This is a genomic window from Kitasatospora sp. NA04385 (assembly GCF_013364235.1).
GTDB lineage: Bacteria > Actinomycetota > Actinomycetes > Streptomycetales > Streptomycetaceae > Kitasatospora.
The window spans coordinates 4,376,501-4,402,865 of the sequence record NZ_CP054919.1 but is presented as its reverse complement, the minus strand read 5'-3'; the positions used below and the strand labels follow the sequence as shown (position 1 = coordinate 4,402,865).

Here is a 26,365-nt window from a genome sequence, read left to right as displayed (position 1 = left end):
TAAACTCCGCGTGTGACGACCACTCAATGGTGCTTGGCAGCAGCCGCATTGCTCGCCCTCCTCGCCCTCGCGGCCGCCGCCCGCGCCCGGACCGTCACCCGGACCCTGCGCCGCCGGCTCGCCCACAGTGAGCGGGAACTCGCCGACGTCCGCGGGCGGTTGGCGGCCGAGCTGGCCGACCGGAAGGCGAGCACCGAGACCGCCCTGCACGAGCAGGAGCTGAACGCGGCCACCCGCCGGGCCTTCCTCAACGTGGCCCGCCGGATCCTGGTGATGGCGCACGACCAGCAGGCCGGGCTGGACGAGATGGAGCGCACCCACGACGACCCGGTCCTGCTCGACGGGCTGCTGCGGGCCGACCACGCCGCCGCCCAACAGGCCCGCCTGGCCCAGACCCTGGCCGTACTGTGCGGCGCCAAGGCCGGCCGGACCTGGCCCGAGCCCGTCCCGCTGGAGGACGTGGTGCGCGGCGCCCAGGGCCGGATCCTGCCGTTCCAGCGGGTGGTGGTGCACAGCCGGGTGGACACCGCGGTGCTCGGCGCGGCCGCCGAGGCGCTGATCCACGCGGTGGCCGAGCTGCTGGACAACGCCACCCGCTACTCGGCGCCCAACTCGCAGGTGTACGTCACGTTGCTGCCGGTGCACAACGGCGCGGTGCTGGAGATCGACGACTGCGGCGTCGGCATGACCGACGTGACGGTCGCCAAGGCCACCGCCGCGCTGGCCGGCGAGGGCTCGTTGGAGGTCTCCCGGATCGGCGAGGTCCCGCAGCTGGGCCTGGCCGCGGTCGGCCTGCTCGCCCGGCAGTACGGCTTCCGGGTCACCGTGCACTCCACCCCGTCCCCGTACGGCGGCGTGCGGGTGGTGGTGCTGCTGCCGACCGCGCTGCTCACCGACCCGCTGCCGCAGCACGGGCTGCCGAGCGCCCGCCCGCAGGCGGCCCAGGCCGCCCCCCGGGTCCAGTCCCACCCCCAGCCCCATCCCCGACCGCACCACCAGTCCCAGCCCCACCCTCAGGCGCAGCCCCCGCTGCCCACCCGCCCGGTCTCCCCCCGGACCGGGAGCGCCCCCTCCGCCGCGGTGCCCGGACAGGGCGGCCAGCTGCCCCGCCGGAGCAACCGCCGGGGCACCGCACCGCAGTACCGGTTCCCCGCGGAGCCGGCGGTCGCGCCGCGCTCCGCCGACGAGGCCCAGAGCTTCATGTCGCTGTTCCAGAGCGGCACCGCCGACGGCCGCGACGCAGCCCGGCGGTCCACCGCGGACCGCCCCGACGAATTCCCCGCTTCCCCCCTGGGAGACCCGCATGACGACCAACCCTGACCTCGGCTGGCTGCTGGCCGACATCGTCTCCGTGCCGGAGGTCCGGCACGCCCTCGTGGTGTCCAACGACGGCCTGGAGATCGGCCGCAGCCCGCGGATCGACCGGGACGACGCCGAACGCCTGGCCGCCGCCTGCTCCGGGCTGCAGTCGCTCTCCCGGGGGGTGGCCACCGGCTTCGGCGACGGCCGCACCCGGCAGATCGTCGTCGAGTACGGCGGCGGCTACCTGTTCGTGGTCGCCGCCGGGGCCGGGGCGCACCTGGCCGTGGTGGCCGGAGAGTCGGTCGACGCGGGCCTGGTCGCCTACCAGATGCAGATGCTGGTCGGCCGGATCGGCGAGCACCTGACCGCCGCGCCCCGGCAGGAGGGCGCGAGCGCCGGGGACGTGCGGTGAGCCGCGGACCGGTACGCCCGTACGTCATCACCGGCGGGCGCAGCCGGCCCCACTGGAACGTGCTGGAGTTCGAGAGCCTGGTGCGGGCCGTGCCGGGGGCCGCGGTCGACCCGATGGTGGTCAACCGGGAGCAGCTGGCGATCCTGGAGGTCTGCCGGGAGCTGCTGTCGATCGCCGAGGTGGCCGCCCACCTCGGCCTGCCGATCAGCGTGTTGAAGGTGCTGGTCGGAGACCTGTGGGAGCTGGGCGCCGTCCAGGTGCTGCCTCCCGCCCGCCCGGCCGAGCGCGCCCCGCTCGCCCTGATCGAGGAGGTGCTGGTTGGCCTCCGCCAGCTCCGTTGAGCCCGCGTACCTGCCGCCCAGCGTGCAGGGGGCGGTGAAGATCCTGGTCACCGGCCCGTTCGGGGTCGGCAAGACGACCCTGGTCGGCGCGCTGAGCGAGATCGCCCCGCTGCGCACCGAGGAGACCATGACCTCGGCCGGCGAGGGCGTGGACGACCTGACCGGCCGTCCGCACAAGTCGACCACCACGGTCGCGCTGGACTTCGGCCGGATCACGCTCAGCAGCCGGCTCGCGCTGTACCTGTTCGGCACGCCCGGGCAGCAGCGCTTCTGGCCGCTGTGGGAGGACCTGTCGCGCGGGGCGCTGGGCGCCATCGCGCTGGTCGACTCCCGCCGGATCGAGGAGTCCTTCGACGTGCTCGGGCTGCTGGAGGAGCAGCGCATCCCGTTCGCGGTGGCGGTCAACCTCTTCCCCGACACCCCGGCGTACCCGGAGTCCGAGCTGCGGGCCGCGCTCGACCTGCTGCCCGGGGTGCCGATCCTCACCTGCGACGTCCGCGACGAGGGCGCCGCGCACCGCCTGCTGATCGATTTCGTCGACCACCTGCGGGTCGGCGCCCTGGAGCTGTCATGACCGTTCCCGAACACCTGGCGGCCTCGGGCTGCCCGTACGCCGGACGCCCGGGTGCCGCCCCGCTGTACGGCACGGCGGTCTCCGACGACCCGCACGGCCTGTACGCCCGGCTGCGCGCCGAGCACGGCCCGGTCGCGCCGATCGAGCTGGAGCCGGGGGTGGAGGGCTGGCTGGTCATCGGTTACCAGGAGATGCTCGACCTCACCCGCAACGAGCAGCTGTTCTCCAAGGACTCGCGGCACTGGCGGGTGTCCCGGGAGGGGCGGCTGCGGGCCGACTCCCCCCTGGTGCCGATGACCATGTGGCGGCCCACCCTGCAGAGCATGGACGGCGCCGAGCACCACCGGCTGAGCACCGCGGTCGGCGAGGCGCTGGGCCGGATCGACCACCGGTGGCTGCGGGAGACCACCGAGGCCGCGGCGACGGCGCTGATCGAGAGCTGGGGGCCGGACGGCACCGCCGACCTGGTCGCCCAGTTCACCCGGCGGCTGCCGCTGCTGGTCTTCACCATGCTGCTGGACCTGCCCGAGGAGGACGGTCCGCGGCTGCTGGGGATGATCACCGGCATGGTGGACAGCGGCGAGGAGGCGCAGCGCTCCGCCGCCGCGTTCGGCGGCATGCTGGCGGCCCTGGTCGGGCAGCGGCGGGCCCGGCCCGGCGAGGACCTGGCGTCCTGGCTGCTGGCCCACCCCGCCGGGCTGAGCGACGAGGAGGTGGTGCACAACCTGATGGTGCTGCTGGTCGCGGGCAACGAGTCGACCATCAACTGGATCGGCAACACGGTGCGCCTGCTGCTCACCGACCGCCGCTTCCGCACCAGCCTGACCGGCGGCCGGGCGACCGTCGCGGACGCCCTCGACGAGGTGCTGTGGCGCGACCCGCCGGTGCAGAACTTCCCCGGCCGGTGGGCCACCTCGGACACCGTGCTGGGCGGCCAGTACATCAGCGCCGGTGACATGCTGGTGCTCGGCCTGGCCGGGGCCAACGACGACCCCGCGGTGCACGGCCCGGAGGGCCTCAGCGGCAACCGGGCGCACCTCGCCTGGGGCGCCGGCCGGCACGTCTGCCCGGCCAAGGACCCGGCCCGGCTGATCGTCGAGACCGCGATCGAGACCCTGCTGCACTGCCTGCCCGACCTCCAACTCGCCGTGCCCGCGCACGAGCTGACCTGGCGCCCGTCCCCGTGGTCGCGCGCCCTGGTCAGCCTGCCGGTGCTGTACAGCTCCTTCACCCCGTCCCGCCCCGCACCGCCCGAGAGGACCGCATGGACACCGCAGCCGCAGCCCGGGTCTGCCCCTACAGACTCGATCCCGCCGGAGCCGACCAGCTCACCGAGAACCAGCGGCTCCGCGCTCGCGGACCTGCGACGCAGGTTGAGCTCCCTGGTGGGGTGGTGGTCTGGTCGGTGAGCCACCACGCCACCTTGCAGCACCTGCTCGCCGACCCGCGGGTGGCCAAGAGCCCCGAGCACTGGACGCTGTACCGGGAGGGCCGGCTCCCCGAGGGCTGGCCGCTGATGACCTTCATCACCGTGCCCGGCCTGACCACCTCCGACGGCGCCGACCACCGCCGGCTGCGCGGCCTGGTCAGCCAGGCCCTCACCCCGCGCCGGATCGAGGCGCTGGCCCCGGCCGTCCGGCAGCGGGTCCTCGGCCTGCTGGACGACCTCGTCGGGGCCGTCGGCCCGGACGGGTCGGTCGACCTGCGGACCCGGTTCGCCTACCCGCTGCCGATGGACGTCATCGGGGAGCTGCTGGGCCTGCGGGCCGAGCAGCAGGACCGGCTGCACGAGCTGTCCGACATCCTGGTCAGCTCCTCCGCCGTGCCCGGGGCGGGCGCCGCCGCGGCCCGGGACATGGGCGGGCTGCTGGCCGCCCTGGTCGCCGAGAAGCGGGCCGAGCCCGCCGACGACCTGGCCAGCGCGCTGATCGCGGCCCGCGAGGAGCAGGACCGGCTCAGCGAGGAGGAGCTGATCGGCATCCTGCTGCAGCTCGTGGTGGCCGGCCACGAGACCACCCTCAACCTGGTCTGCAACGCGGTGCTCGCCCTGCTCGGCCACCCCGACCAGCTGGCGCTGGTGCTCGGCGGCGAGGTCCCGTGGTCCGCGGTGGTCGAGGAGACGCTGCGCCGCGACTCCCCCGTCGGCCACTTCCCGATGCGGTACGCGCTGGAGGACATCGACCTGGACGGGGTGGTGATCCCGGCCGGCGACGGCATCCTCGCCTCGTACGCGGCGGCCGGGCGCGACCCCGGCCACTGGGCGGACCCGGACCGCTTCGACCTGACCCGCTCGCCGATCCGGCACCTCTCGCTCGGGCACGGGCCGCACTTCTGCATCGGCGCGGTCCTGGCCCGGCTGGAGGCGGAGACGGCGCTGCGCGAGCTGTTCACCCGCTTCCCCGGCCTGCGGCTCGCCGAGGACGCGCCGTCGCCGATCGCCTCGTTCCTCAGCAACAGCGTCAGCAGCCTGCGGGTGCGGCTGTCCTGACGCCGTCTCCGTAGCGCCGTCTCCGGACCGCCGTCTCCGTAGCGCTGTCTCCGGAGCGCCGTCTCCGGACCGCCCCCGCCGGGTCAATCCACGTGACCGGGCGGGGGCGGCGCTCGTTGCACCTGCCATGAAGAAGCTCACCGCCCTCGCCGCCCTGTCCCTGGCCGGGATCGCCCTCGCCCAGGCGCCCGCCCAGGCCGCCCCGATCGCCCAGGCCGGCGGCCTCGGCCAGGCCCAGGGCCTGGACACCGGCTACCACGGCGCCCTGCCGTCCACCGCCGAGCTGTGCCACCGCGACCTGGCCCAGTACCCGGTGGTCGGCCCGCTCACCGACTCCGCCACCGGCGCCTGCGAGGCCCTCGGCACGACCGTCGACGGGCGGTAGCCACGACCCGGACACCCGAGCCGTTATGGTGCGGATGTCCGTTTCTTCCGTGGTTCCTGGCGTGAGGTGATCCCGTGGGCAGCGTGGCCGACCAGATGGTGGAGGTGCTCCGGCAGGCCGGGGTCGAACGGGTCTACGGGGTGGTCGGCGACAGCCTCAACCCGGTCGTCGACGCGATCCGCCGCGCCGAGGGCATCTCCTGGGTGCACGTCAGGAACGAGGAGGCCGGGGCGTTCGCGGCCGCCGCCGAGGCCGAGCTGACCGGGCGGCTCGCGGTCTGCGCGGGCAGCTGCGGCCCCGGCAACACCCACCTGATCCAGGGCCTGTACGACGCCCAGCGCAGCGGCGTGCCCGTGCTGGCGCTGGCCTCGCACATCCCGTCCGGGCAGATCGGCACCGGCTTCTTCCAGGAGACCCACCCCGAGCGGGTGTTCACCGACTGCAGCTCCTGGTGCGAGCTGCTCTCCAACCCGGCCCAGCTGCCCCGGCTGCTGCGGGTCGGCATCCAGCACGCGCTGGGCTCCCCCGGCGTCTCGGTGCTGGTCTTCCCCGGCGACGTCGCCGCGCTCGCCGCGCCCTCGCCCACCGGCAGCAGCAGCTTCCTCACCGAGCAGGCGGTGGCCGCCCCGCCCTGGTCCCAGGTGCAAGCCCTCGCCGAGGCGCTCAACTCGGCCGGCACCGTGACGGTGTTCGCCGGCGCGGGCGCCCGCGGCGCGCACGAGGAGCTGATGCACCTCGCCGAGACGCTGAACGCCCCGGTCGGGCACTCGCTGCGCGGCAAGGAGTGGGTGCAGTACGACAACCCGTACGACGTCGGGATGAGCGGCCTGCTCGGCTACGGCGCCTGCCACGAGGCGCTGCACGAGGCCGAGTTGGTGCTGCTGCTGGGCACCGACTTCCCCTACGACTCCTTCCTCCCGCAGGCCCGCACCGTCCAGGTCGACCACGACGCGACCCGGCTCGGCCGCCGCACCCCGCTGGAACTCGCCGTGCACGGCGACGTCGCCGCCACGCTGCGGGCCGTGCTGCCGCTGCTGGAGCGCAAGACCGACCGCCGCTTCCTGGACGGGATGCTGGACCGGCACTGCAAGGCGCTGGAGACGGTGGTCGGCGCCTACACCAAGGGCATCGAGAAGCACCGGCCGATCCACCCCGAGTACGTCGCCTCGGTGCTCGACGAAGTCGCCGCCGAGGACGCGGTGTTCACCGTCGACACCGGCATGTGCAACGTGTGGGCCGCCCGCTACCTGACCCCCAACGGGCGCCGCCGGGTGATCGGCTCCTTCCTGCACGGCTCGATGGCGAACGCGCTGCCGCACGCGATCGGCGCCCAACTCGCCTTCCCCGGACGGCAGGTGGTGTCGATGTCGGGCGACGGCGGGATCGGCATGCTGCTCGGCGAGCTGCTCACCGTGGCGAAGTACCGGCTGCCGGTGAAGACCGTGGTGTTCAACAACGGGGCGCTCGGCATGATCAAGCTGGAGATGCTGGTCTCCGGCTACCCCGAGGCCGAGATCGACAACGGCGACGTGGACTACGCGGCGATCGCCCGCGCCTGCGGCATCCCCGCCAAGCGGGTCACCGACCCGGCGAAGGTCCGCGAGGTGCTGGCCGACGCCCTGGACCGCCCCGGCCCGGCCCTGGTCGACGTGGTCACCGACCCCAACGCCCTCTCCATCCCGCCGCACATCACCGCCGCCCAGGTCAAGGGCTTCGCCCTGGCCGCCGGGCGCACCGTACTGACCGGCGGCGTCGGCAAGATGCTCGACCTGGCCCGCTCGAACCTGCGCAACATCCCCCGGCCCTGAACGGCTCCGGGCGATCCTGAGCGGCCCTTCCGGCGCGGGTGCCGGGGGCGGGAGGCGGGGCCGGTCGGCCCTGGTGCCGCGGGCGCGGGGGCGGGAGACTGGGGGGCCGGAGACCGGGGGCGGGCGAGTTTGCCTATGGGGCAAGTTTGTTGCCTCGCAGGCAGGGAGGGTGTCCACTGGTCCCATGACGGACAGCCCCCTCGACGAGGACCAGGAGGTCGCGGGCCTCGGTGCGCGACTGCGGGAGCAGCGGGTCTCCAGCCGCTTGACGCTGGAGGTCGCAGCGGCCCGGGTGGGCCTCTCGCCAGCCTACTTGTCCCGCCTGGAGACCGGGCGCCGGCAGCCCTCGCTGCCGGTGCTGCTGGGCCTGGCCCGGGCGTACGGGACGAACGTGTCCGAGCTGCTCGGCGAGCAGCCCGGCGAGCCCGACCCGGTGATCCGGGGCGGGCGGATCGAACCGGGCCGGGCCGGCGGCTGGGGGTACCGGCGGGCCGGTGCGCAGGGCCGGGCGATGCAGGCGCTGCGGGTGCACGTGCCGCCGAGCACACAGGACGCGGTGGTGCGGGTGCACCCGGGCGAGGAGTGGCTGTACGTCACCGCGGGCCGGATGAAGCTGGTGCTGGGCGACCGGGTCCACTTCCTGGACGAGGGCGACTCGGCGCACTTCGACTCGATGACGCCGCACGTGATCGCCGCGGACTCCGCCGCCGGCCTCGACCTGATCTTCGTCCACACGCTGGTGCAGAGCCCCGGCGGCGACCTGTGCCTGGGCGACGCCCCGCGCCTGTAGCCCCACCACCACCTCCACGTCAGGAGACCGCGCCGTGACCGACACCGGAAAGCCCGCCCAGCACGCCCCCGTCCCGAAGTACGCGGAGACCATCGACGCGGGCTACCGCGCCTCGAACCGGGTGTGGATCCGAGTGTGGATCTACATCGTCTCGGGCCACGTCTTCGTGGCCTTCCTGTTCCTGCTGTTCTACGTGGGCAGTCACAAGGGCTGAGCGAGCAGCGCGCACAGCGCGTCGAGCGCGGCCTCGAAGGCGTGCTCGGGCGGCGTGCCGTAGCCGATCACCAGCCCGGGGGGCCGCCCGGGCCCGGGGGCCGCGCCGGGCGCCAGGCTCCGGCCGAGGGTGTTCAGGGCGAGGCCCGCGCGGCGGGCCCGCCGCAGCAGTTCGTCCTCGCCGGGGCCGTCCGCGGGCAGTTCCAGGACGGCGTGCAGGCCCGCGTTGAGGCCGGTGACCCGCACCGCGGGGGCGCGTTCGGCGAGCACCTCGACCAGCCGGTCGCGGCGGCGGCGCAGCAGGTGCCGGCTGCGCCGGACGTGCCGGTCGTAGTCGCCGGAGCCGATCAGCTCGGCCAGGGTGAGCTGTTCCAGGGCGCCGCTCTGCCCGTCGGCCAGCCGCTTGTGCCGGGCCACCGGCTCGACCAGGGCGGCGGGCAGCGCCAGCCAGGCCAGCCGCAGGCCGGGGGCGAGCGATTTGGCGGCGGTGCCCGCGTACACCACCCGCTCGGGGTCGAGGGCCTGCACGGCGCCGATCGCGTGCCGGTCGTAGCGGAACTCGCCGTCGTAGTCGTCCTCCAGCAGGTAGCCGCCGCTCTGCCGGGCCCAGTCGACCGCGGCGGCCCGCCGGGAGGCCCGCAGCGGGACGCCGGTGGGGAACTGGTGGGCGGGGGTGAGCACGGCCAGCCCGGCGTCGGTGCGGGCGAGCCGGTCGGTCAGCGCGCCGCCCTCGTCCAGCGGCAGCGGGCGCAGCGCGAGGCCGCGGGCGGTGATCGCGGCGTGCTGCGACGGCAGGCCGTACTCCTCCACCGCGACGGCGGCCAGGCCGTGTTCGCGCAGCGCGGCGCAGAGCAGGCCGAGGCCCTGGAGGTAGCCGGTGCAGATCAGCAGCCGTTCGGGGTCGGTGCGCACGCCGCGGGCCCGGGCCAGGTAGTCGGCCAGGGCGCGGCGCAGTTCGATCCGGCCGCGCGGGTCGCCGTAGCCGAACGCCTCGTGCGGGGCGACGGCCAGCGCCCGGCGGGCGGCGGCCAGCCAGGCGGTGCGCGGGAAGCGGCTCAGGTCGGGCGAGCCGGGCTTCAGGTCGTGCACGGGCACGGACGGTGCGGGCAGGCCGGGCGGCGGCGCGGCGGGGCCCGGCTGCGGGCCGCGCTCGGCGACCACCGTGCCGGAGCCCTGCCGGGAGGCGAGCCAGCCCTCGGCGGCGAGCTGGGTGTAGGCCTCGGCGACGGTGTTGCGGGCGATGCCCAGGTCGGTGGCGAGCGCCCGGGAGGACGGCAGCCGCGTCCCGGCGGCGAGTCGGCCGTCGCGGACGGCGGTGCGCAGCGCGTCCTCCAGGGCGGCGCGCAGGCCCAGGCCGCGGGAGCGCCCGGCGTCCAGGTCGAGGTGCAGGTCGCCGCCGAAAGTGGCCCAGGAATCCATCCCGCAAATGAACCACGCCACCGGTCCACCGCGCGCCTACGGTGGGCCGTATGACCCACGACCCCACCGTTCCCGCCCCCGCCCTCCGCATCTCGCTGCGCGACCGCGCCCCCGGTTTCCACCGCTCCCTGCTGGGGGCCTCCCGCGCCGCGATCGAGGGCCTCGGCGACCCGGTCCTCACCGAACTGGTCAACCTGCGCGCCTCGCAGATCAACGGCTGCGCGTACTGCCTGGACAAGCACGCGGGCGACGCCCGCGCGAACGGCGAGCGCGACCACCGCCTCGACGCCCTCGCCGCCTGGCGGGAGACCCCCTACTTCACCGCCCGCGAGCGCGCCGCGCTGGCCCTGACCGAGTCCGTCACCCTGGTCGCCGGGACCCGCGTCCCGGACACGGTGTTCGACGAGGCCGCGAAGCACTTCTCGGAGACCGAACTGGCCCACCTGATCGGCCTGATCTGCGCGATCAACGCCCTCAACCGGGTGGGCGTGACGACCCGGCTGACGCCCGCGCCCAGGCCCTGAGCACGGCGCGCCGCCACTCGGGCGTCCGGGGCCGGGCCGAGGTCGGTCAGTGCGGGATACCGGCGACGATCTCGCGCGCGCCCTGGCGGAGGAGCTCGGCTGCGCCGCGGGCCCCGAGGCGGCGGGGCCTGTCGCCGAGCTACGCCAAGTCGCCCTGCCGCGAGTCCGCTTCGGCCGCCAGGGCGGGGGCACGCTCGCGCAGCGCCGCGATCACCATGTCGGTCTGCGCGAGGGCGAGCGGCGAACTACGGGTGCCGATCCGCAAGGGTCGGGCGGGGTGCTCGGCCGTCGCCACGGAGTTTCGGTTCGGGTCTCTTGATAGGCGACGCTTCCGGGCCAGTGGAGGGGCGAGCGGATCCGGGCGGCGACGGCGGGGTGCAGGAGTCGGCGGGCGTCGTTTCGGTCGGCCCAGCACCACGCGGCCAACTCCCGCCGCTCCAGCTCGATCCGGTCGGTGTCGGCGCTGCTGAGCATCGGCCCGGACCACAGGAACACCACCCGGTCCCGGGCGCCCTCGCGGCGGGCCTGCGCCCACTCGATGCCGAACAGGTCGTCGGGCAGCAGGTCGAGCACCAGGCCGAGTTCCTCGCGCACCTCACGACGGACGGCATCCAGCGGGGATTCGCCCACCTCCACCACCCCGCCCGGCAGGTGCCACGTCCCGACCCCGGCCGCCCGCACGATCAGCAGGCGCGACGCCGGATCGGTGCACAGCACGTAGGACGTCATCGGGTGCCCGGGAGCGGGAGCCACCCCCCTTCACCTCCCCGCACCGAGCGGCACGGCGCCCGCCGGTTCCACGACGGACAGCAGCGGCAGGGGCCGCCGGTAGCCGCGCTCACGCGCATCGAGGACGACCCGGAGATGGGCGACGGCCGCCGGGTGCACCTCGTGGCCCAGCGACTCCGAGGGCACCCACACGATCCGGTCCACCGCATCCCGGGCCCCCGCCGGGACCGGATGCGTGAAGACCGCCTCGGAGGCCACCGTCCCGCCGTCGCACACGTAGTGCGCGTCCTTGACGCTCTCCTCCACCCACCCCAACCCCAGCGAATGCGTCGGCGCACCGCCCAACCCGACCAACTCCCGCAACACCCGAGCCGCGGCCTCCGCCAACTGCTCACCCGGCTCGACCCGCACCCCGGGCAGCACGGGGTACTCCTCCCCGACCGGCCGCACCAGCAGCACCGCACCGTCCGCACTGACCACCAGCACCGAAACACCCACACTCCGCCACGAGCGCTCACCGATCAGATACCGCGCCGGGCCCCTGCTCCGCCGCGGTAACACCTGACCGCGCAAACCACGCTTCTCCAACTGAAGCTCCTTGCATGAGAGTTGCATGTCCATGTGTCCGACTCGGAGGATTTCCGCCGTCACGGAGGGCGGCTCCGTCGCGCAAAGCGGTCCGGGTCCGGCGCACACCCCGAGCGCCAGTGCGCCTGCCGTCGGCGTCGCCTTGGTCATTCGGGTTCCACCTCCGGAACCGCCACCATCGGCACGTCCGCGATCATGCGGAACGGCCGGCGGTCCAGGTGGCGCATCATGTGCATGCGCACCCAACCCTGGACCTTTACAAGGTCGTTGAGTTCGACGGGGACCGTCCCGCACCGGGCGCCGTCCTCGGACTCACCCCGGCACCCCAGCCGATCGCCCGTCCGGCCCGGACCCGCGCGCTCACCTGCGGGTCGTAGTCGTCCAGCGGTCTGCGGCCGACGTCCTGTGCGGCGGCTCGGCCCTGTTGGCGGAACTGATCGAGTGCGGTGTACATGCGGGCCTCCCCGGACCACGAAAGCTCTCCGTGAACAGAGACAGAGACTTCCGTAGCGGCCGGAGAGCGGACAGGGGCGTAGCGTCCTACTTTTTGACGCTTAATCAGCGAGGTTGAGCTGACGGGCCAGTTGGCGCAGTCCTGGTGGATTCTCGGGGCCCGCCAGCAGGTCGGTCACGATCGCCACTGCCAGGGTGTGGTGCCGTATCCAGCCCGGAGCCACCCGGTTGAGCTTCGTCAGAGCGGCTACCGCTTCGGTCGAGTTCCCCAAATCGGTGTAGGCCCTGGCCACGTCGAGCAGCAACCAGGTTCGCCAGGACGTGGGAGTGTCTGCGGAGAGCCGCAACCCTCGTGCCAGCGTCAACGCCTCTTCGGGACGGGCATGTTGGACCGCTAGCCGGACTCGTTCAATGCGGACGGAGGACCGGCTGAACACGGACACCATCCGGCCGTCTCCGGATGCGGGGAGCTTCGGCACACGGGCGGCCGACTTCTCGGCGGCCACCATCATGTCTGCGGCCCCGGTGTAGTCGCCGTTGCGGGCGGTGCTGGTCGCCGCCGACATGATCAGGCCGCCCCATACCCGCAGGTGTTCGGCGCTTGCCATGAGGTGGTCCCGTTCGACCGAATCGGCCGCGGCCACGGCAAGGTGCTGCGCGTCGTCCAATCTGTTCTGGCGCTGGTAGGCCCAGGCGATCGAGTTGCACATCATCGCTGTCAGCAGCGGGTCTTCCGCGGCGTCGGCTGCGGCTACGGCCCGTTCAAGGCTGGTCAGCCCGAGATCCGTTTTCCCCAGCCGGATGGCCAGGTGCCCCGCCAACTGCAGTGCCTTGCCCAAAGCGTGCTGTCCTGCCAGACGACCACGCCCAGCCCCTACCGCAGCCGCCAGCCGGGCGTCCGCGATGGTGTCGGGCAGCAGCTCCATCACCCGCCCGAAATCCGCTGCGTGGTAGAGCGACCAGGCTTCCGCGATCTCCTGCCGCAGCAGGTCCACAGAGAGGTTGTCCGCCTCGTCCCTGACCGGCGGTGGGGCGAACATCGGAGGCATGATCGCGCGGCGCACCGCGACCAGGCCCGCCGGCTCGGCGTCGCCGGTGGACGGCACCGCGGGCGGGTCGCCGATCAGCGCGGCAAGCTCCACCCCCAGCGCGCGCGACAACGCGTGCAGAGTGGGCAGCCGTGCGGAGTGCTTACGCTTCTGCTCCAGCCTCCGCACCACGTCGACATGGACCCCCGCTTTGATGGCGAGCCCTTCTTGGCTCAGTCGGGCATCCCTGCGCAACTTCCTCATGCGGTCACCGATATGAACAGTCCCCATGACTCGAAGGGTACGGCTGCCGGCCACCTCCGGCGGGTAGCAGGCGTGGGGAGGACGGGACGGGCGTGCGCAGCGTGTTCGGGGTCAGCCGTTGAGCACGTTCATCGTTCGAAAACGCGCTGCCGAAGGGTGCGCCGTTCGAATCGCACCTGGTGATCCCGACAGTGAGAACGTGAGGCGACGGGGGAAGAAGAGAAGTTCGGGCACGGCATCGAATCCCGTTGCGGGCTCACCCTCATGCACGACCGACCGTTGCTCGGCACGTCGGGGATCGGGCAGACGACCAGGTGTCGGTGAACGCGCACGCCTGGGGCCAACGCTTTCGCGGCCCCTGTCCGGTAGTCGTGGTGGAGGAGAGCTGATCACATGGCACGGACCGAGTTCTACGACGACCCCGACGCGCCCGAGCCGAACAGGCTGGTGGTCGCGGCGTCCGCAGTGGTGACCGACGGCGAGGGGCGCGTTCTGCTCCAGCGGCGGACCGACAACGGCCTGTACGCGCTGCCGGGGGGTGCCATGGACCTCGGCGAGTCGCTGCCGGGAGCGGCCGTCCGGGAGGTCCGGGAGGAGACCGGCCTCGACGTGGAGATCACCGGACTGGTCGGCACGTACACCGATCCCCGGCACGTGATCGCCTACTCGGACGGCGAGGTGCGGCAGCAGTTCAACGTCTGCTTCACCGCGCGCATCACGGGCGGGGCGCTCCGGATCTCCGGCGAGTCGACCGATCTGCGGTTCGTGGCGCCGAGCGGCTTCGCGGACCTGCCGATGCACCACACCCAGCGGCTCCGGCTCCAGCACTTCCTGGAGGGGCGGGCGACCCCCCATCTCGGGTGACGGTCGCCGCCAGGGGAAACCCGCCCTCCTCGCAGGACCGCGGCGCAGGACGAGCAGGCGCGCCCTCCCGCGACCACGCCGACGTGCGGCTCCCCGCCGCGGGCAGTTCCCCGGGCCCCTCTGTCGGCATGCCGGGCCCCCGCCTCGCGGGTAGCGTCGGGTTCCATGGACGTGGTGATCGCAGGTGGGCACGGAAAGATCGCGTTGCGGCTCTCGAAGCTGCTCTCCGCCCGGGGCGACGCCGTCGCCGGGCTGATCCGCAACCCCGGGCAGGCGGGGGACCTGCACGCGGCGGGGGCCAGGCCGGTGGTGTGCGACCTGGAGTCGGCCTCGGTGGAGGAACTGGCGGAGCACCTCGCGGGGGCGGACGCGGTGGTGTTCGCGGCGGGGGCGGGGCCGAACAGCGGGGCGGCCCGGAAGGAGACGGTGGACCGGGCCGGCGCGGTGCTGCTGGCCGACGCGGCGCGCCGGGCGGGGGTCCGGCGCTACCTGCTGGTGTCCTCGATGGGGCTGGACAGGATCGGCGACCCGGCGGTCACGCCGGAGTTCGACGCGTACCTGAAGGCGAAGTGGGCGGCCGAGGAGGCGGTGAAGGAGCGCCCGCTGGACTGGACGATCCTGCGCCCGGGCGCCCTGACCGACGAGCCCACCGAGCGGCACGCGCACCTCGCGCCGCCGCCGAACCGCTTCGGGGAGGTCTCCCGGGACGAGGTCGCGCACACCCTGGTGCGGCTGCTGGACGACGCCTCCACCATCCACCAGACCCTGGAGCTCACCACCTGAGCGCCCCGGGCGCGGTTGCCCGAGGCCGGGTCGGGCGGGATGGTGGTGGTTGAGGTGAGTGCGATGGCCGAGATCGCCCTGCAGGTCGACGTCGCGGCGTCCCGGGAGCGGCTGCTGGCGGCGCTGGACAGCCGCGAGGGGCTGGCGTCCTGGTGGACCACCGAGGTGGACCGGGACGGCGACGACCTGCTGTTCACGGTGCCGGACGCCCCGCAGCCGCTGCGCCTGCGCCGGGAGCGCGCGGACCTGGAGCGGGTGGCCTGGCGCAGCGTCGGGGTGTTCCCGCCGTCCTGGCAGGGGACGACGGTGACCTGGGACTTCTTCGACCACCCGGACGGCGCGCGGCAGTCGCTGCTGCTGCTGCGCCACCTCGGCTGGGCCGCCGACGCGGGCCCGTCGGTGCCGGTGGCGGCGGGCCGCTGGGCGGAGCTGGTCGTCCGCCTGAAGGACTACGCGCAGAGCGGCCGCCCGCAGCCGCTGTTCGTCCCGGCGGCGCACCCGCACCCGGGGGTGCACGCGGAGGCGGACTGACGGCGCGCGCGGGATGCGACGCGCCGGGCCGGGTGATGACCGGCATGGAGCGGCGCGGACGGGTGAGACTGGCTGCATGTTGGGACTTCCGGACCGCATCAAGGCCTTCCTGTTCGACCTGGACGGGGTGCTCACCCAGACCGCGAAGGTGCACGCCGCGGCCTGGAAGGACATGTTCGACACCTTCCTGCGGGCCGAAGCGGCCCGCACCGGCGGCGAGTTCACGCCGTTCGACCCGGGCGGCGACTACGACAGGTACGTGGACGGGCGCCCCCGGTTGGACGGCACCCGCCAGTTCCTGGCCTCGCGCGGCATCGAGCTGCCCGAGGGCACCCCGCAGGACCCGCCGGGCACCCGGACGGTCAACGGCCTGTCCAGCGCCAAGAACGACACCGTGCTGCGGCTGATCCGCGAGCAGGGCGTCCAGCCGTACGAGGGCTCGGTGGCGTACCTGCACCGGCTGCGCGAGCTGGAGCTGCCGCGCGCGGTGGTGTCGTCCAGCGCGAACTGCCGGGACGTGCTGAAGGCCGCCGGGATCGACGACCTGTTCGAGGTGGTGGTGGACGGGGTCACGCTGGCCCGCGACCACCTGGCGGGCAAGCCCGCCCCGGACACCTTCCTGGCGGCCGCGAAGGAGCTGGGCGTGGCCCCGGAGCACGCGGTGGTGTTCGAGGACGCGCTGGCGGGCGTCGAGGCGGGCCGGGCCGGGGGCTTCGGCGCGGTGGTCGGCGTGAACCGCACCGGCCAGGCCGACGCACTGCGCGAGCACGGCGCGTCCGTCGTGGTGGACGACCTCGCGGAGCTGCTGGAGGAGCGCGGATGAGCCCGTCCGAACTGTTCACCGTCGACCCGTGGGGGATCAGCGAGCACGGCCTCGACCTGCCCGGGCAGGCCCGCGCCGAGTCGGTGTTCGCGCTGTCCAACGGCCACATCGGGCTGCGCGGCAACCTGGACGAGGGCGAGCCGCACGGCCTGCCCGGCACCTACCTGAACGGCGTGTTCGAGCTGCGCCCGCTGCCGTACGCGGAGAGCGGCTACGGCTTCCCGGAGTCCGGGCAGAGCGTCATCAACATCACCAACGGCAAGCTGATCCGGCTGCTGGTCGACGACGAGCCGTTCGACCTGCGCTACGGCGAACTGCGCAGCCACCGGCGGACGCTGGACTTCCGGGACGGCATCCTGCGCCGGGAGGCGGAGTGGACCTCGCCGGCCGGGCGGACGGTCCGGGTGACCTCGTCCCGGCTGGTGTCGCTGACCCAGCGGGCGGTGTGCGCGGTCGACTACACGGTGGAGGCCGTGGACGGGCCGGTGCGGATCGTGATCCAGTCCGAGCTGGTCGCCAACGAGCAGCTGCCGGGCGGCGCGGGCGACGGCGACCCGCGGGCGGCGGCGGTGCTGGAGGCCCCGCTGGCGGCCGAACTCCAGCACGCCGACGGCACCAAGGGCGTGCTGGTGCACCGCACCCGGTTCTCCGGGCTGCGGGTGGCCGCCGCGATCGACCACGTGATCGACGGGCCGGAGCGGATCGACACCACCGCCGAGTCCTCCGACGACCAGGCCCGGATCACCGCCACCACGGTGCTGAACGCCGGGCAGAAGCTGAGCCTGGTCAAGTACCTGGCGTACGGCTGGTCGGCGACCCGCTCGCTGCCCGCCGTCCGGGACCAGGTGGAGGCGGCGCTGACCGCCGCCCGGTACACCGGCTGGGACGGGCTGGTGAGCGAGCAGAAGGAGTACCTGGGCCGGTTCTGGAGCGACAACGACATCGAGATCGAGGGCGACGTCGAGCTCCAGCAGGCCGTCCGGTTCGCGCTGTTCCACGTCTTGCAGGCGGGCGCCCGCAGCGAGGAGCGGGCCATCCCGGCCAAGGGCCTGACCGGGCCCGGCTACGACGGGCACTCGTTCTGGGACACCGAGACCTTCGTGCTGCCGGTGCTCACCTACTGCCTGCCGGACGCGGTCAAGCAGGCGCTGCGCTGGCGGCACACCACGCTGCCGATGGCCCGCGAGCGGGCGGCCCAACTCGGCCTGGCGGGCGCGGTGTTCCCGTGGCGGACGATCCGCGGCGAGGAGTGCTCCGGGTACTGGCCGGCCGGCACCGCCGCGTTCCACATCGGCGCGGACATCGCGGCCGCCGCGGTGCGCTACGTCCGGGCCACCGGCGATACCGAGTTCGAGCGCACCCACGGCCTGGAGCTGCTGGTGGAGACCGCCCGGATGTGGCGCTCGCTGGGCCACCACGACGCCAAGGGGAACTTCCGGATCGAGGGCGTCACCGGGCCGGACGAGTACTCGGCGGTCGCCGACAACAACGTGTTCACCAACGTGATGGCGCAGTCCAACCTGTGGAACGCGGCGAACACCGCGCTGAAGTACCGGCACGAGTCCTCGCTGCTCGGGGTGGACACCGAGGAGGCCGCGGCCTGGCGCGACGCCGCCGACAAGATGTTCATCCCGTACGACGAGCAGATCGGCGTGCACCCGCAGGCCGACGGGTTCACCGACCACCAGATGTGGGACTTCGAGACCACCCCGCCGGAGAAGTACCCGCTGCTGCTGCACTACCCGTACTTCGACCTGTACCGCAAGCAGGTGGTCAAGCAGGCCGACCTGGTGCTCGCCATGCAGGTGCGCGGCGACGTGTTCACCCCCGAGCAGAAGGCCCGCAACTTCGCCTACTACGAGCGCCTGACGGTCCGTGACTCCTCGCTGTCCGCCTGCACCCAGGCGGTGATCGCCGCCGAGGTCGGGCAGCTCGACCTGGCCTACGACTACACCGCCGAAGCCGCCCTGATGGACCTGCACGACCTCGGCGGCAACACCCGCGACGGCCTGCACATGGCCTCGCTGGCCGGCGCCTGCATCGCCCTGGTCGCCGGGTTCGGCGGCCTGCGCGACCACACCGAGCAGCTCTCCTTCCGGCCCCGGCTGCCCGCCGGGCTGCAACGGCTGTGCTTCTCGATGAACGTGCGCGAGCACCTGCTGCGGGTCGACATCACCCACGCCACCACCACGTACACGCTGCGGCGCGGCAGCGTGCTGCCGGTCCTGCACGACGACGAGCCGCTGCGGATCGAGGCCGGCAAGCCCGTCAGCCGCCCCACCGCCCGGGTCGACGCCCCCGAGGAGCGCCCCACCCAGCCCCCCGGCCGGGAGCCCGCCCGCCGGCACAGCCAGGCCGGCGTCCAGGTCGGGTCGGTCGACCACCTGCCGGCCGAGTAGCCCCTCGGCCGGGCGGGTGAGCGCACGTGTACTGATCCGACCGTCCGTCAACACTCCCTGCACCCCCGCGAACCGGCGGGTGCGGGGAGTGCCCGCCTCCCGCCTCCGGTTCCGCCGTCCCGAACGGAGGCCCCGTTGCGCACCCTCGCGCTCACCGCCGCCCTGCTCACCGCCCTCACCGGCCTCACCGCCGCCCCCGCCCCGGCCCGCGCCGCCCCGCGCTGGGTCCGCACCTGCACCGCCCCGGTCGGCGCCGACACCGCCACCTGCGACGCGCTGCGGGTCGTCAAGCCCGTCGCCGCCGCCGACGGCGACGCCGGCTACGGCCCCGCCGAACTGCGCGCCGCGTACGGACTGCCCGCGGACGGCGGCGAGGGCGCCACCATCGCGGTCGTCGACGCCTACGACCACCCGCGCGCCGAGGCCGACCTCGACGTCTACCGCCGCCACTACGGGCTCCCCGCCTGCACCTCCGACACCGGCTGCTTCCGCAAGACCGACCAGCGCGGCGGCACCCGGCTGCCCCGCGGCAACACCGCCTGGGCCGGCGAGACCGCCCTCGACCTCGCCATGGTCTCCGCGATCGCCCCGCGCGCCCGGATCCTCCTGGTCGAGGCCGACAGCGCCGCCGTCGGCAACCTCGGTGCGGCCGTCAACACCGCCGTCGCGCTCGGCGCCCGGTACGTGTCGATCAGCTGGGGCACCACCGAGAACGCCAACGCGGCCGACTACGACAGCCGCTACTTCGACCACCCCGGCGTGGTCATCGCCGCCGCCTCCGGCGACTCCGGGTACGGCGTCAACTTCCCCGCCTCCTCACCCCACACGGTCGCCGTCGGCGGCACCACCCTGCGCCCCGACGGCTCCGCCCGCGGCTGGAGCGAGACCGCCTGGACCACCGGCCCCGACGAGGGCGCGGGCAGCGGCTGCTCCGGCCGGCTCCCCAAGCCCGCCTGGCAGACCGACCCCGGCTGCGACTACCGCACCGTCGCCGACGTGGCCGCCGTCGCCGACCCCGCGACCGGCGTCGCCGTCTACCAGAGCTACGGCGGCAACGGCTGGTACACCTACGGCGGCACCTCCGCCGCCGCCCCGGTCATCGCCGCCGCCTACGCCCTCGCCGGCCCCCCGCCCGCCGACAGCCGCCCCGCCTCCTTCCCCTACCGCCACCCCGCCGCCCTCCACGACGTCACCACCGGCCCGACCCCCGTCGACTGCACCCCGGCCTACCTCTGCACGGCGGGCCCGGGCTACGACGGCCCGACCGGACTCGGCACCCCGAACGGGGTGGCGGCCTTCCGGGCCCCCTGACCGGACGCCCGAGCGGGGCACCGGAGTCTCCCGTGCCCCTGGTTCCACGCCCGGAGGGTCAGACGTCGTCCTGCCACTCCGTGGAGAGGACGCCCATCTGGACCTGGTCGTGCCAGCCGCCGGCGCGGAAGACGGCTTCGCGGCGGCGGCCCTCCTCGGTGAAGCCGGCGCGGCGGTAGGCGGCCAGGGCGCGGGTGTTGTAGCCGTTGACGGTGAGTTCGATGCGGTGCAGGCCGAGTTCGGCGAAGCCGTAGCGGATGGTGGTGCGCAGGACGTCGGTGCCGAGGCCGCGGTCCTGGTGGGGCGGGCCGATGATGATGGCGAGGGTGGCGCAGCGGTCCTTGGGGGTGGCGCCGTAGAGGGTGACGTGGCCGGCCAGGTCCCCGGTGTCGAGGGTCTCGACGGAGAGGCCGAGGTCGGTGCCGGTGTTCTGGCTCCAGGAGCGGAACATGTCGGCGAGCCGGGCGTCGGGCTGGGGGTGCACCGGGCCGGTGACCTGCTGGATGGCGAGGCCCGGCTCGCGCCACCAGGAGGTGAGGCGGGGGAGGTCGGCCTCGCGGAGCTCTCTGAGCCGGACGAGTCTGCCGCTGAGCGGGTCGGTCATGCGGGGCGGGTCCTGTTCCTCGGGTGGGGGCGGCGGGTCAGGCGAGCTGGGCGGCCTGGAGGCCGGCGTACGGGCCGCCGGTGCGCAGGAGTTCGGCGTGCGAGCCGATCTCGGCGATCCGTCCGTCGTGCATGACGACGATCCGGTCGGCGCCGCGGATGGTGGACAGGCGGTGGGCGACGACGAAGACCGTGCGGCCGCGCACCAGCCGGGCCAGGGCCTGCTGGACCAGGGCCTCGGAGCGGGAGTCGAGCGCGGAGGTGGCCTCGTCCAGGATCAGCACCCGCGGGTCGCGGATCAGGGCCCGGGCGATGGCCAGGCGCTGCTTCTGGCCGCCGGACAGCCGGGCGCCGCGTTCGCCGACCACGGTGTCCAGGCCCTCGGGGAGCCGTTCGATGAACTCCAGCGCGTTGGCGTCGCGCAGGGCGGCCAGCACGGCCTCCTCGGGGACGTCCTTCATGCCGTAGGTGACGTTCTCCCGGATGCTGCCCTCGAACAGGATGGACTCCTGCGGGACGACGGAGAGGAACGTCCGGTAGGAGCGCAGGTCCAGCTCCTCCATGTCACGGCCGTCGAGCAGGATCCGGCCCTCGGTGGGGCGCAGGAAGCCGATCACCAGGTTGAGGACGGTGGACTTGCCCGCGCCGGACGCGCCGACCAGGGCGATGGTCTCGCCGGGGCGGACCGAGAGGTCGAAGCCGGTGACGGACGGGGCGTCCGCGCCGGAGTAGCGGTGGCCGACGCCCTGGAAGTCGATCCGGCCGGTGACGGCGGCGACGTCCTCCTTGCCGGAGTTCTCCTCCAGGTCGGGGGCCTGGAGCACCTCGCCCGCCGAACGGACCGAGGCCAGGCCCTTGCCGAGCTGCGGGGTGAGGGTGAGCAGGGTGGTCACCGAGCTGGTGAGCGAGGAGAAGTAGGCGCTGAGCATGACGACGGCGCCGGGGGTGACGTTCAGCCAGCCGTAGTAGGCGACCAGCGCGGAGCCGGCCAGGCAGCCGACGCCGATCGAGTTGAGCAGGATCCAGGACATCGAGCCGAACCGGCCGTTGAGCAGGTCGAGGCGCAGGCCCTCGTCCAGGACCCGGCCCAGGGTGCGGTCGACCCGGCGCAGCGCGGTGCGCTCCAGGCCGTGCGCCCGGGTGATCGGGATCAGGGTGGTCATCTCGCCGATGCGGGACGAGAGTTGCTCGACCTCGCGGCGGAAGGACTCGTTCTGGATGCGCAGCCGCTCGCGCAGCCGGACCACCAGCAGGGCGCTGGCGGGGACGAGGACCAGGAAGACCGGCAGGAAGGCGGGGGTCTGGATGGCGATCACGACCAGGCCGCCGAGCAGGGTGGCGATCGCGGCCAGGCCGTTGTCGGCGGTCTGCTGGGAGGCGGTCTCGATGCCCTCGACGTCGCGGATCACCTTGGCCTGCAGGACGCCGGCGCTGACCCGGGAGTGGTAGCCGATGGACAGCTGCTGCATCCGGTGGCACAGCGCGGAGCGCAGCCGGGTGCCCATCCGGCGGATGGAGCCGTGCATCCAGTGCACGTACAGCATGTGCAGCGGCAGGTTGAGCAGCAGGATCGTCAGCAGGACGGCGGAGTTCCACCACAGCACGGATATGTCGCGGTGCTTGACCACGACGTCGACGATGTTGGCGGTGATCAGGGGCAGCAGCCAGACGGGGGCGTGCTTGGCGAAGAAGACGCCGACCGCGCCGAGGACCCGGGCGCGGTCGGGGCGGAAGAGGAACAGCAGGGTGCGGACGGGGTGCTCGCCGCGGTATCGGTGGCTGAGCGATCCGTCGGGCAGGGCCATGGGGGAGCTCCAGGGAAGGGACGAACAGGCGGTGCCGTCCCATCCTTCCAGCGGCCGGGGCCCCTCGGACTGTCCGCAACCGGACAGTGATACTCCATCGACGGACATGTTTCCCCCTTCTTCGGACCGGATCCGAACCCGGGTGAAACATCGCGGGGCCCCTGCGCCGTCATAGGGCGGATCGGGCGAGGGGAGACGCGTAGTGGGCAGCAGTCGGCGGGCCCCCGTGGAGGAGGAGTTCGTCGCGTTCGCGACGGCCCGGTCCGGGCAGCTCTACCGCTCGGCGTACTTCCTCACCGGCGGGGACGCCCACCTGTCGGAGGACCTGGTGCAGGAGACCCTGGGGCAGATGTACGCGCACTGGCACCGGCTGCACCGGCCGAGCTGGGCCGGGCGGATCGACAACCCGGCCGGCTACGCGCAGACCGTGCTGGTCCGGGCGTACCTGTCGCACCAGCGACGGCGCAGCAGCAGCGAACGGCCCAGCCAGGTGCTGCCGGAGGTCGCCGAGGACGCGCCGGACTCGGCGCTGCGCCTGGCGCTGGTCGAGGCGCTGTCCCAGCTGCCGCCCCGGGACCGGGCGGTGGTGGTGCTCAGGTACTGGGAGGACCGGAGCGTGGAGGAGACCGCGGCGATCGTCAAGGACAGCTCGGCGGCGGTGCGGACCAGGTGCTCGCGGGCGCTGGCCAAACTGCGCGGGCTGCTGGGCGGCGACCTGGCGGAGCTGGTGGCGCGGTGAGGCCGGGACGCGGCGGACGCGATGACGGCGGGCAGGACCCGGGGCGCGACGGACGGAGCGACGGAGTGGACGGCGGGGCGGACGGCGGGGCGGACGGCGGCGCGGTGCGCGGCACCGACGGTGGGGAAGGGGAGTTCGAGGTGCAGTTGGGGGCGGCCTTCTGGCTGACCGGCGGGCCCGGGCCCGAGCTGACGGCCCGGCTGGTCGACGGCGGGCTGGCGGCCGGGCGGCGGCGCCGGCGGGCCAGGCGGCGGCGCACGGTGCTGCTGGCGGGGGCGCTGACCGCGGTGGTCGCGGTCGGGGCGGGGCTGCTGACGCTGCCACGCGACCTCCCGGGGGAACGGACCTCCGCGGTGGAGCTGGCGCACTCGGGGCAGAGCCCGGCGCCCGCGCCGCTGACGGACGGGATGACGCTGCTGCTGGTCGGCACCGACGACGCCCTGGACGCGCAGGGCCGGCCGGTGCCGGAGGACCTGCTCCGCGGCGACCTGCACAGCGGCACGGCGGGCGCGGCGGACCGGACGGGCGTCACCGACACCATGATGCTGGTGCACATCCCGGCGGGCGGCGGCGAGGTGCGGCAGCTGTCGCTGCCCCGGGACGTGCTGGTCGAGGACACCGACGGCCGGGCGGTGCGGCTCAACGGGATCTACCCCGACGCCGAGCGGGCCGCACTGGAGCGGCCGGGCGGCAGCGGCGCGACGGACGGGGAGCTGTACGCGCGCGGCCGGGAGGCCGGGCGGGTGGCGCTGCTCAAGTCGGTCGAGCAGCTGACCGGCGTCCGGGTCGACCACTACGCGGAGGTGTCGATGGTCGGCTTCTACCGCGTCGCCCAGGCCCTCGGCGGGATCCCGGTCTGCCTGAACCACGCGGTGAACGACCCGTACAGCGGGGCCCGTCTCCCGGCCGGGCGGCAGGAGTTGGGGGCGGCCCAGGCGCTCGCCTTCGTCCGGCAGCGGCACGGCGTCGGCGAGGACTCCGACCTGGAGCGCACCCGGCGCGCCCAGGCGCTGCTGGCGGGGGTGGTGGAGAAGCTGCGCGCCGACGGGACGCTGGCGGACGCCTCGAAGCTGGCCGCGCTGTACCGGGCACTGGACGGCAGCCTGGTGGTGGACCGGGGCTGGAGCCCGGTGGACTTCGTCCGCCAGGTGCCGGCGCTGGCCGCCGGGAAGGGCACCTTGCGGACGCTTCCGGTCACCCTGGGCACCGGTGGCACCACCTTCCTGCCGGTGGCGGGCGCGGCCCGCAGCCTGCTGCTCGGCGACGCCGCCGCGGCCCCACCCGGCCCGTCGGACCCCGCCTCCCCGGCCTCCCCCGCCGCCCCTTCGGCGCCGTCGGACGGTTCCGCCACCAACCCGCCCGTCTCCTTCCTGCCGGCGCCGGTGCGGCTGGGCGGGGTGCCCTGCGTGGACTGACCGGGCGTCACCCGGTCGGTGTCCCGACCGCGCTGCTGGGCGGCGGAGGTGCCGCGCTGACGGTCAGGTCGTCCGGTGCATGGGCACCGGCTCCGCCCGCTCGCCGTCGATGACCGCCGTGTAGCGCAGGGTGCCGTCCTTCTGGAGGTCGAGCACCCGCTCCCCGCTGGTGGCGCACTGCCGGTCTGCGGAGCCGACCGGCCGCGAGGTGAAGCGGAGTTCGCCGTCCGAGACGGAGAGCAGGGTCCAGCTCGCGCTGCAGTAGCCGCCGGGGCCGCCGTTCAGCAGGGCGCCGGCCGCGAACTGGTCGCCGATCCTGCTCTTGCCGACCTGGATCCTGAGGTTCGAGTCGTCGGCGCCCTTCGCCTCCCAGACGCCGACGAACGCCTGCGGGACGTCGGTGTCCGCCGTACCGGCCGGGGACTTCGCGGACGGTTTGTCCGACGGTTTGTCCGACGGCTTCGCGGACGACGTGCCGGAGGGCGAGCCGGAGGGCTCGTCCGTGGCGGGGGCGGACGCGGCGGGTGTCCGGTTCGCGCCGTCGGCCGAGGTGCCGCCGCCGTTCCCGCCGCCGTCGCCGAGCTTCGCCAGCCCGTAGCCGCCCAGCGCCGCCACCGCCAGGACGGCGGCGATCAGCAGGACGATCCGTCGGCCCCGGCCGCGCCGGGGCTCAGGGGGCGGCGGCCCGTAGCCGGTCGGTGCGGCGGGGTGGGCCGGGTAGGGGTGGACCGGGTGGGGGTGGACCGGGCCGGAGAGGGTCGGCGGGGCGTGACCGGGCGGGGCGGGAATCGGCGGGGCGGGAGCGGGAATCGGCGGGGCGGGAGCGGGAATCGGCGGGGCGGATTCCAGGTCGAGCAGCCGGACGGCGGTGCGGCCGACGGCGGCGGCCAGGTCGGCGGAGAGCCAACTGCTGCGTCCGAGCCGTCCGGCGGCGGTGTGCTCGGGGTCGAGGCGCGCGCGGAGCTGCTGCGGGGTGGGCCGGTCGTCGGGCTGCTTGGCCAGGCAGGCGAGGAGCAGTTCGCGCAGCCGGGGTTCGACCTCGGCGAGGTCGGGCTGTTCGTGCAGCACCCGGTAGAGCAGGACGGCGCCGCTGACCCCGTCGCCGAACGGCTGGCGGCCGGTGGCGGCCAGGGCGAGCACGGCGCCGAGCGAGAACACGTCCGAGGCGGGCCCCGCGGGTCGGCCCTGGGCCTGCTCGGGCGACATGTAGCCGGGCGAGCCGACCACGTGCCCGGTCTGGGTCAGCCCCGAAGTGGCGTCCAGGGCGCGGGCGATGCCGAAGTCGATCAGCCGGGGGCCGTCCAGGGTCAGCAGCACGTTGGACGGCTTGACGTCGCGGTGCACCAGGCCGAGCGCGTGGACGTGGGCGAGCGCTTCGGCGAGGCCGACGCCGAGCAGCCGGACGGTCGGCTCGGGCAGCGGGCCGTGCTCGTGCACGGCTTCGGCGAGCGAGGGCCCGGCGACGAAGCCGGAGGCCACCCAGGGCTGCGGGCCCTCGGTGTCGGCGTCGAGGACGGGGGCGGTCCAGTCGCCGCCGACCCGGCGGGCCGCGGCGACCTCCTGCCGGAAGCGCTCGCGGAACTGGGCGTCGCGCGCCAGGTCGGGCCGGACCGCCTTCACGGCCACCGTGCGGCCGCCGGAGGTGCGGCCGAGGTAGACCTGTCCCATTCCGCCCGCACCCAGCCGACCGAGCAGGCGGAAGCCTCCCAGGTCCTGCGGATCGCCCGCTTCCAGCGGCTGCATGGTTCCCCTCCGACCGATCACCTGCTCGCGT

The 26,365-nt window shown here is 74.4% G+C and carries 27 protein-coding genes and 1 pseudogene; 20 read left to right on the top strand and 8 right to left on the bottom strand.

Annotated features, from left to right (window positions below):
- Positions 1-33: 33 nt before the first annotated feature.
- The 10 genes from HUT16_RS19715 to HUT16_RS19675 all read left to right on the top strand — a co-directional run bounded on the left by HUT16_RS19715 (position 34) and on the right by HUT16_RS19675 (position 8,314).
- On the top strand, positions 34-1,320 hold the full coding sequence (locus tag HUT16_RS19715; protein WP_217712087.1) for an ATP-binding protein: 1,287 nt from the start codon (positions 34-36) through the stop codon (positions 1,318-1,320).
- Entirely contained in the window at positions 1,304-1,714 is a 411-nt protein-coding gene (locus tag HUT16_RS19710; RefSeq protein ID WP_176189446.1) for a roadblock/LC7 domain-containing protein, read from the top strand. Before HUT16_RS19715 ends, HUT16_RS19710 begins: the two co-directional genes overlap by 17 nt.
- Positions 1,711-2,055 (top strand): DUF742 domain-containing protein, encoded by a 345-nt coding sequence (locus HUT16_RS19705; protein WP_176189445.1) that lies wholly within the window; start codon positions 1,711-1,713, stop codon positions 2,053-2,055. The genes HUT16_RS19710 and HUT16_RS19705 overlap by 4 nt, the downstream gene beginning before the upstream one ends.
- A complete protein-coding gene (locus HUT16_RS19700; RefSeq protein ID WP_176189444.1) occupies positions 2,033-2,629 on the top strand; it encodes an ATP/GTP-binding protein in 597 nt (198 codons plus the stop codon). Before HUT16_RS19705 ends, HUT16_RS19700 begins: the two co-directional genes overlap by 23 nt.
- Positions 2,626-4,038 carry a cytochrome P450 gene (locus tag HUT16_RS38340; protein ID WP_254897891.1) on the top strand — a complete coding sequence of 471 codons (1,413 nt, stop codon included), beginning with the start codon at positions 2,626-2,628 and terminating at the stop codon, positions 4,036-4,038. Before HUT16_RS19700 ends, HUT16_RS38340 begins: the two co-directional genes overlap by 4 nt.
- Complete coding sequence (locus tag HUT16_RS19695; RefSeq protein ID WP_254897890.1) at positions 4,035-5,117, top strand: cytochrome P450; 1,083 nt, start codon at positions 4,035-4,037, stop codon at positions 5,115-5,117. The genes HUT16_RS38340 and HUT16_RS19695 overlap by 4 nt, the downstream gene beginning before the upstream one ends.
- Before the next feature lie 127 nt (positions 5,118-5,244).
- The gene (locus tag HUT16_RS19690; RefSeq protein ID WP_176189442.1) at positions 5,245-5,502 is read left to right on the top strand and encodes a hypothetical protein; all 258 of its coding nucleotides are present in this window, start codon (positions 5,245-5,247) and stop codon (positions 5,500-5,502) included.
- Positions 5,503-5,576: 74 nt separating this feature from the next.
- On the top strand, positions 5,577-7,310 hold the full coding sequence (locus tag HUT16_RS19685; protein WP_303392085.1) for a pyruvate dehydrogenase: 1,734 nt from the start codon (positions 5,577-5,579) through the stop codon (positions 7,308-7,310).
- Between the two features lie 184 nt (positions 7,311-7,494).
- Positions 7,495-8,100, top strand: coding sequence for a helix-turn-helix domain-containing protein (locus tag HUT16_RS19680; RefSeq protein ID WP_176189441.1), 606 nt, complete (start codon positions 7,495-7,497; stop codon positions 8,098-8,100).
- Between the two features lie 34 nt (positions 8,101-8,134).
- Positions 8,135-8,314, top strand: coding sequence for a DUF6126 family protein (locus HUT16_RS19675; RefSeq protein WP_254897889.1), 180 nt, complete (start codon positions 8,135-8,137; stop codon positions 8,312-8,314).
- On the opposite strand, the gene HUT16_RS19670 is transcribed toward HUT16_RS19675, so the two are convergent.
- Positions 8,302-9,732: a PLP-dependent aminotransferase family protein gene (locus HUT16_RS19670; protein ID WP_176189440.1), complete on the bottom strand. Its 1,431-nt coding sequence runs from the start codon at positions 9,730-9,732 to the stop codon at positions 8,302-8,304. The two genes, HUT16_RS19675 and HUT16_RS19670, sit on opposite strands and share 13 nt — an antisense overlap.
- Before the next feature lie 50 nt (positions 9,733-9,782).
- On the opposite strand from HUT16_RS19670, the gene HUT16_RS19665 reads away from it, so the two are divergent.
- Positions 9,783-10,256, top strand: coding sequence for a carboxymuconolactone decarboxylase family protein (locus tag HUT16_RS19665; protein ID WP_176189439.1), 474 nt, complete (start codon positions 9,783-9,785; stop codon positions 10,254-10,256).
- A 139-nt stretch (positions 10,257-10,395) separates the two neighbouring features.
- Here the strand turns inward: HUT16_RS19665 and HUT16_RS39805 are convergent, their stop codons facing one another.
- The 4 genes from HUT16_RS39805 to HUT16_RS19650 all read right to left on the bottom strand — a co-directional run bounded on the left by HUT16_RS39805 (position 10,396) and on the right by HUT16_RS19650 (position 13,345).
- Positions 10,396-10,521, bottom strand: coding sequence for a hypothetical protein (locus HUT16_RS39805; RefSeq protein WP_368662701.1), 126 nt, complete (start codon positions 10,519-10,521; stop codon positions 10,396-10,398).
- Entirely contained in the window at positions 10,467-11,009 is a 543-nt protein-coding gene (locus HUT16_RS38330; protein ID WP_254897888.1) for an NUDIX domain-containing protein, read from the bottom strand. Before HUT16_RS38330 ends, HUT16_RS39805 begins: the two co-directional genes overlap by 55 nt.
- Positions 11,010-11,015: 6 nt before the next feature.
- Entirely contained in the window at positions 11,016-11,723 is a 708-nt protein-coding gene (locus HUT16_RS19655) for an NUDIX domain-containing protein (RefSeq protein ID WP_176189437.1), read from the bottom strand.
- A 404-nt stretch (positions 11,724-12,127) separates the two neighbouring features.
- Positions 12,128-13,345, bottom strand: a complete 1,218-nt coding sequence (locus HUT16_RS19650; protein ID WP_176189436.1) for a helix-turn-helix domain-containing protein — start codon at positions 13,343-13,345, stop codon at positions 12,128-12,130.
- 103 nt (positions 13,346-13,448) lie between these two features.
- On the opposite strand from HUT16_RS19650, the pseudogene HUT16_RS38325 reads away from it, so the two are divergent.
- The 7 genes and pseudogenes from HUT16_RS38325 to HUT16_RS19620 form a co-directional block, all read left to right on the top strand.
- Positions 13,449-13,681, top strand: a pseudogene (locus HUT16_RS38325) (XRE family transcriptional regulator); the annotation flags it as partial.
- A 30-nt stretch (positions 13,682-13,711) separates the two neighbouring features.
- Complete coding sequence (locus HUT16_RS19645) at positions 13,712-14,182, top strand: NUDIX domain-containing protein (RefSeq protein WP_176189435.1); 471 nt, start codon at positions 13,712-13,714, stop codon at positions 14,180-14,182.
- A 165-nt stretch (positions 14,183-14,347) separates the two neighbouring features.
- The gene (locus HUT16_RS19640) at positions 14,348-14,965 is read left to right on the top strand and encodes an SDR family oxidoreductase (RefSeq protein WP_176189434.1); all 618 of its coding nucleotides are present in this window, start codon (positions 14,348-14,350) and stop codon (positions 14,963-14,965) included.
- 63 nt (positions 14,966-15,028) lie between these two features.
- Complete coding sequence (locus HUT16_RS19635) at positions 15,029-15,496, top strand: SRPBCC domain-containing protein (RefSeq protein ID WP_176189433.1); 468 nt, start codon at positions 15,029-15,031, stop codon at positions 15,494-15,496.
- A gap of 76 nt (positions 15,497-15,572) precedes the next feature.
- A complete protein-coding gene (locus tag HUT16_RS19630) occupies positions 15,573-16,319 on the top strand; it encodes an HAD family phosphatase (protein WP_176189432.1) in 747 nt (248 codons plus the stop codon).
- Positions 16,316-18,718 (top strand): glycoside hydrolase family 65 protein, encoded by a 2,403-nt coding sequence (locus HUT16_RS19625; RefSeq protein ID WP_176189431.1) that lies wholly within the window; start codon positions 16,316-16,318, stop codon positions 18,716-18,718. The genes HUT16_RS19630 and HUT16_RS19625 overlap by 4 nt, the downstream gene beginning before the upstream one ends.
- Positions 18,719-18,853: 135 nt before the next feature.
- Complete coding sequence (locus tag HUT16_RS19620) at positions 18,854-20,029, top strand: S8 family serine peptidase (RefSeq protein WP_176189430.1); 1,176 nt, start codon at positions 18,854-18,856, stop codon at positions 20,027-20,029.
- Between the two features lie 58 nt (positions 20,030-20,087).
- Here HUT16_RS19620 and HUT16_RS19615 read toward each other — a convergent pair whose 3' ends face one another.
- Both HUT16_RS19615 and HUT16_RS19610 read right to left on the bottom strand, forming a co-directional pair.
- On the bottom strand, positions 20,088-20,633 hold the full coding sequence (locus HUT16_RS19615) for a GNAT family N-acetyltransferase (protein WP_176189429.1): 546 nt from the start codon (positions 20,631-20,633) through the stop codon (positions 20,088-20,090).
- A gap of 37 nt (positions 20,634-20,670) precedes the next feature.
- A complete protein-coding gene (locus HUT16_RS19610; protein WP_176189428.1) occupies positions 20,671-22,437 on the bottom strand; it encodes an ABC transporter ATP-binding protein in 1,767 nt (588 codons plus the stop codon).
- Between the two features lie 202 nt (positions 22,438-22,639).
- On the opposite strand from HUT16_RS19610, the gene HUT16_RS19605 reads away from it, so the two are divergent.
- The gene (locus HUT16_RS19605; RefSeq protein WP_254897887.1) at positions 22,640-23,176 is read left to right on the top strand and encodes a SigE family RNA polymerase sigma factor; all 537 of its coding nucleotides are present in this window, start codon (positions 22,640-22,642) and stop codon (positions 23,174-23,176) included.
- A gap of 65 nt (positions 23,177-23,241) precedes the next feature.
- Positions 23,242-24,591 carry an LCP family protein gene (locus HUT16_RS19600; protein WP_176189427.1) on the top strand — a complete coding sequence of 450 codons (1,350 nt, stop codon included), beginning with the start codon at positions 23,242-23,244 and terminating at the stop codon, positions 24,589-24,591.
- 63 nt (positions 24,592-24,654) lie between these two features.
- Here the strand turns inward: HUT16_RS19600 and HUT16_RS19595 are convergent, their stop codons facing one another.
- Positions 24,655-26,334: a serine/threonine-protein kinase gene (locus tag HUT16_RS19595; protein ID WP_176189426.1), complete on the bottom strand. Its 1,680-nt coding sequence runs from the start codon at positions 26,332-26,334 to the stop codon at positions 24,655-24,657.
- Between the last annotated feature and the right edge of the window lie 31 nt (positions 26,335-26,365).